The following is a 4,794-nucleotide window of genomic DNA, read 5'->3' as shown; positions in this document are numbered from 1 at the left end:
CCTCTTGTACAGATAAGGCGTCGTGGAGGTCAGGGCGTACAGCCCGAGGCGCTCCAGGACGGGGCGGCTCATGGCGGAGGCGTCCACCTGGACATGACGGCAGCCGTGGGCGGCGGCGACGCGGGTGCGGTGGGCGACCAGGGCGCGGTACAGGCCCCGGCCCCGCCACTCCGCGACGGTGCCGCCGCCCCAGAGCCCGGCGAAGTCTCCGCCCGGCACCAGCTCCAGCCGGGCGGAGGCCACCAGCTCGTTCCCCGCGAGCGCGACCACGGCGAGGACCGTACCCGGGTCGGCCGCGAGCCGGGCCAGCAGATGGTCGCGCAGGGCGGTCCCGTCGGTGCCGAACACCCTCTCGTGCACCGCCACCACGAGGTCGACGCCGGCCACGCCGGCGGCCCGGACCAGGCGGACGCCGTCCGGGAGCCGTTCCTCCAGGGTGAGGTCAGCGATCTCGCCGGCCATCAGCGTCTCGGGCTCCTCCGCCCGGAACCCCGCCGCGGTCAGGCGCTCGCCCAGATCCTCCGGCCCGTCGTGGCCGTAGAGCTTCCACTCGAAGTCCCGGCCCAGGTCCGTGAAGTACGTGATCTGCTCCGCGATCGCGCGATCGGCTCCGGCCGCGTCGAGGCCGGACCAGACGACGCCGTTCCAGCCCCGCTCGCCCGCGACCTGGCGCACCACGGCACCCGCCCGCTCGATCCGGGCGCCGGGCGCGTCGGGGCGGGCGCTCCGCCGCATCTCGAGGTCGTAGCGGGCGAGTACCGCGGCGTGGTCCATGCGGTCACTCCAGCATCCGGGCCGGGACCGGGCAACGGAATTACCCCGAACCAGCCCCGCGATCAGCCGAGTTCGAGCGTGGCGATGCCGAAAATCCGCTCGGTGGCGTGCTCGCGGACCGGGCCGGTGTACATACGGGCGGTCTCGAAGGAGGGGGTGAGCCCCGCCGCGAGGGCCATCTCGACGCCCGCCTTGTTCGGCTCGGGTACGTCGATGGCGATCTGCCGGCCGGTGTGGTCGGCGGTGAGGGCGGCGAACAGGGCGCGCGCGTCCTCGGGGGTGTCGGCGAAGAGGGGGCCGATGCGCAGGCTGTCCGCGCCGGGGCGGATCACGCCGTAGCCGGTGAGGTGCTCGCCGTCATGGCGTACGTAGGTGTGGTGGCCGGGGGCGGTGAGCCACTCGGCGAGGAAGCGGGGGCGGTCGGCCGGGGTGCACGCGCTGTCGTAGCGGGTGATGGCGTCGAGGTCGCCGGGCTGGGCGTGGCGGACTCCGGTGGGCGGCTCGGCCGCCGGGGCGGGGCCGGTGTAGCGGGCGGTGCGGTGGGCGAGTTCGAAGCCGGAGCGCCGGTAGTTGTCCTGCTGGTCGACGACGCCGTCCAGGCCGACGGTGCGCTCGCCCGCGTGGGCGAGCCCGGTCTTCCAGGTGGTGAGGCCGTAGCCGTGGCCGCGCAGGTCGGGGCGGACGAGGTAGCAGCCGAGGAAGGCGTACTCCGTGCCGTAGTTGACGACGGAGATCGCGGACACCGGCTCGCCGTCGATACGGCCGAGGAAGAAGCCCTCGGGGTCCTGGGCGAAGAAGGCGGGGCCGTCGGAGAGTCCCGGATTCCAGCCTTCGGCCGCCGCCCAGCCGCTGATCACCGGCCAGTCGTCCAGGGTGGCCTGCGTGACGGTGAACTCCTGGGGGGCCGGTGACGTCATCGCTGCGCTCCGTTTCCGGGGTGTCGGGGGGTCGCTCGCGCCGCATCCTTCCCGATCGGGCGGCCCCGCGTCACGCCGGGACCGCGCGGGGCCCGCCCGTACCAGGCGCAGGCACTACAAAGGCCCCACCGAGTGGTGCTGGCTCGGTGGGGCCGTGCGGTGGAGCGGGATCAGACCGTGCTGCCCGGGCGGTAGCGCCGGTACAGGGCCGCGCCCGCCACCAGGAAGGCCGCGCTGCCGGCCAGTGCCGGGGCGGCGAAGTCCGCTCCGGTGTGCGCCAGGCTGGGCGGCGTCTCGTGGGTGGGCGGCACCACGGTCCTCGGCGGTGCCACGGTCTTCGGCGGCGCCGGAGGCTGGTGCCTCGGCGGGGCGGGGGGCTGGTGCTTGGGCGGCGCCACGGGCGGCGGGGCCGGCGCCTCGGAGTGGTTCTCGCAGTGGTTGCCGAAGGCCGGGTTGAGGGCGCCGACGACGTCCACGCTGTTGCCGCAGGCGTTCACCGGGATGTCGACCGGCAACTGGATGCCGTTGCCGGAGAGCACGCCGGGCGAGCCCTGGGTGACACTGTGCGCCGTGGCGCCGCCACCCCCCACGTTGCCGGCCCTGCTGCCACCGGTACTGCTGCCCCCGGCCTTGCTGCCGGAGCCGCCGTTGCTCACCACGCCGCCGCTGTCGGAGCCGGTGTTCGCGCAGGAGTTGCCGAAGGCCGGGTTGAGGAGCCCGACCACGTCGACACTGTTGCCGCACACGTTCAGCGGGACGCTGACCGGGGCCTGGACGGTGTTGCCGGAGAGCACACCGGGCGAGCCGACAGCGGCGCCGTCGGCGGTGGCACCACCAGCCGCGAACGCGGCGGAGACGGGCATGGCCATGGCCATCGCACCGGAGGCGGCGGCGACGCCGATCACACCGTTTCGGGTAGCCCGTTTCATAGGTTCCCTGCCTTCCAGAAGTCGTAGCGGGCAGCCACCCGCACCACATAGAACGCGTACGGACCGTCCGGGTTATGGCCTGTGCGGCTTTCACCCGTTCGGGCGGCACGGTCGTTCGAAACACCCGTCAAACCGTGGTCACGCCGGCCACGCGGATAGGTGGACCGTTCACCCGGCCGGAGGAGGCGGCACCGGCGGCGCCGGACCGGAGGTGACGCCCGGACGGCCGGGAGGCGACCGGTGCGGGGCCCGCTTATGGTGAGGACGGTGCCGCCCCTGTTCAGGGCGGTGGCGCCCTGGGAGGCGAACGATGCCGGCCAAGGTGAAGCAGCAGTCCAGACGGTCCGCGGTACGGCGCGGCGCGGGTGCGGGTGTGCTCGCCCTGGCGCTGGTCGGCGCTAGTCTGCCCGCGGCGGTGGCCGCCGAGTCCCGGTCCGGCCAGGCCGACCGGCCCGGCATGGCCCGCTTCTACGAACAGAAGGTCGCCTGGGGCCGCTGCGCGGGCCCGGACATGCCGAGGGATCTCCAGTGCGGCAAGGTGACCGTCCCGCTGGACTACGCGCACCCCGGGGCGGGCACGCTCGATCTGGCGCTGGCCCGCTACCGCGCGACCGGCTCCGGACATCGCGCGGTGCTCCTGAACTTCGGCGGACCCGGCGCCGCGGGCGTGAACCAGCTCGCGGCCGGCGGCAAGGAGTTCATGGACCTCACCAACGGCTCCGACGTGGTCTCCTTCGACCCGCGCGGGGTCGGCCGCTCCTCCCCCGTCAGCTGCGGCGTCGGCGAGGAACCCCCGTCGGACTCGTCGGACTCCTCCGGTTCGGACGCCGGTGTCGACGTCAGCAGTCCGCAGCGGCTCATGACCTTGCTCCGGCAGTCCGCGGAACTGTGCGCCAAGCACTCCGGGCCGGTGCTGGGGCACATAGGCACCGTGAACGCGGCCCGCGACATGGACGTCATCCGCCAGGCCCTCGGCCAGAAGAAGCTGGACTACCTGGGCTTCTCCTACGGCACCCGGCTCGGCGCGGTGTACGCGGCGCAGTTCCCGCACAAGGTCGGCAGGATGGTCCTGGACGGAGTCGACACGCTGACCGAACCCCTGTCCGAGCAAGGGGTGGCGGGCGCCCAGGGGCAGCAGACGGCGCTGGAGGGTTTCCTGGACTGGTGCGTGACGGACGTGGGCTGTCCGTTCGGCCAGGACCGGCGGGCGGCGGACGACCAGGTCGTCCAGCTCGTGCGCTCGCTGGACGCGAACCCCGTACCGACCGACTTCGGCGGCACCTTCTCCGGGCAGGACCTGGTGGGCGCCATCGGGCAGGGCCTGTACAGCAAGGAGCTGTGGCCGTCGCTGGAGCGGGCGCTCGCCACGCTGGTGGAGGACGGGGACGCGCGCCGGGTGCTCAGCTTCGCCTCGGGCGGCTTCGGGCTGCCGATTCGGGCGAACGCCTCCGGAGCCGGGGAGAACCACGGCGGCCTGACCGATCCGGGGCAGGTGCCGATCGACAACCTCACGGCCGCGCTGATGGCGGTCAACTGCGCCGACGACCCGGACCGGCCGACCGCCGCCCGCCTCACCAAGGACCTCACCGACCTGCGCGCCTCCTACGACGCCGCGTCCCCGGTCTTCGGCCGCTACCGGCTCACCCAGTTGCTGATGTGCTACGGCCGCCCGAAGGGCACCGACTACATCAGGGACTCGGTGAAGGACGTGCCGTCCTCGCGGATGCTGCTCGTCGGCACGCGCGGCGACCCGGCGACCCCGTACCGCTGGGCCGAGGAGACGGCACGGCGGCTGGGGTCTTCGGCGGTAGTGCTCGACAACAAGGGCGACGGGCACACCGGCTACGCCTCGTCCAAGTGCGTGCACCGCAAGGTCGACGACTTCCTGATGTACGGCACGCTGCCGCCCGACCGCAGTTCGTGCCCGGCCGACGGGAAGGCGTGGAGCTCGACCTTGTCGACGGACCCGTGAGTTCCGGGACAGCTGAACGCAGGGTGACGCCGCAACTGCGGGGTCATGTCCGGCGTCACACTGGGTAGGCGCGGCCCCAGCCCGCCGACCGGACCCGATCGTGACAGGGGGACCCCTTCATGCGTATCCGTACCGTCCACACCGTGCCCGTCCTCGCCGCCTCCGCCGCGCTGCTGCTGGCCGCCGCGCCCGGCCAGGCGGC

4 protein-coding genes are annotated in these 4,794 nt (G+C 73.6%); 1 reads left to right on the top strand and 3 read right to left on the bottom strand.

Going from position 1 to position 4,794, the window contains the following annotated elements; translation table 11 throughout:
- The 3 genes from GT030_RS34100 to GT030_RS34090 all read right to left on the bottom strand — a co-directional run.
- Positions 1-774, bottom strand: a 774-nt coding sequence (locus GT030_RS34100) for a GNAT family N-acetyltransferase (RefSeq protein ID WP_161204372.1), incomplete at its 3' end; no start/stop codon positions are given.
- A 62-nt stretch (positions 775-836) separates the two neighbouring features.
- Positions 837-1,691, bottom strand: coding sequence for a GNAT family N-acetyltransferase (locus GT030_RS34095; RefSeq protein ID WP_161204371.1), 855 nt, complete (start codon positions 1,689-1,691; stop codon positions 837-839).
- Positions 1,692-1,861: 170 nt separating this feature from the next.
- Entirely contained in the window at positions 1,862-2,596 is a 735-nt protein-coding gene (locus GT030_RS34090; protein ID WP_161204370.1) for a chaplin, read from the bottom strand.
- Between the two features lie 334 nt (positions 2,597-2,930).
- Here GT030_RS34090 and GT030_RS34085 point away from each other — a divergent pair, with 334 nt between their 5' ends.
- On the top strand, positions 2,931-4,592 hold the full coding sequence (locus tag GT030_RS34085; RefSeq protein WP_161204369.1) for an alpha/beta hydrolase: 1,662 nt from the start codon (positions 2,931-2,933) through the stop codon (positions 4,590-4,592).
- Positions 4,593-4,794 lie beyond the last annotated feature (202 nt).

It is taken from the genome of Streptomyces sp. SID1328, from assembly GCF_009865595.1.
Lineage (GTDB): Bacteria > Actinomycetota > Actinomycetes > Streptomycetales > Streptomycetaceae > Streptomyces > Streptomyces griseoluteus.
The sequence above is the reverse complement of the archived record's forward strand: the minus strand, read 5'-3'. Positions and strand labels throughout refer to the sequence as shown.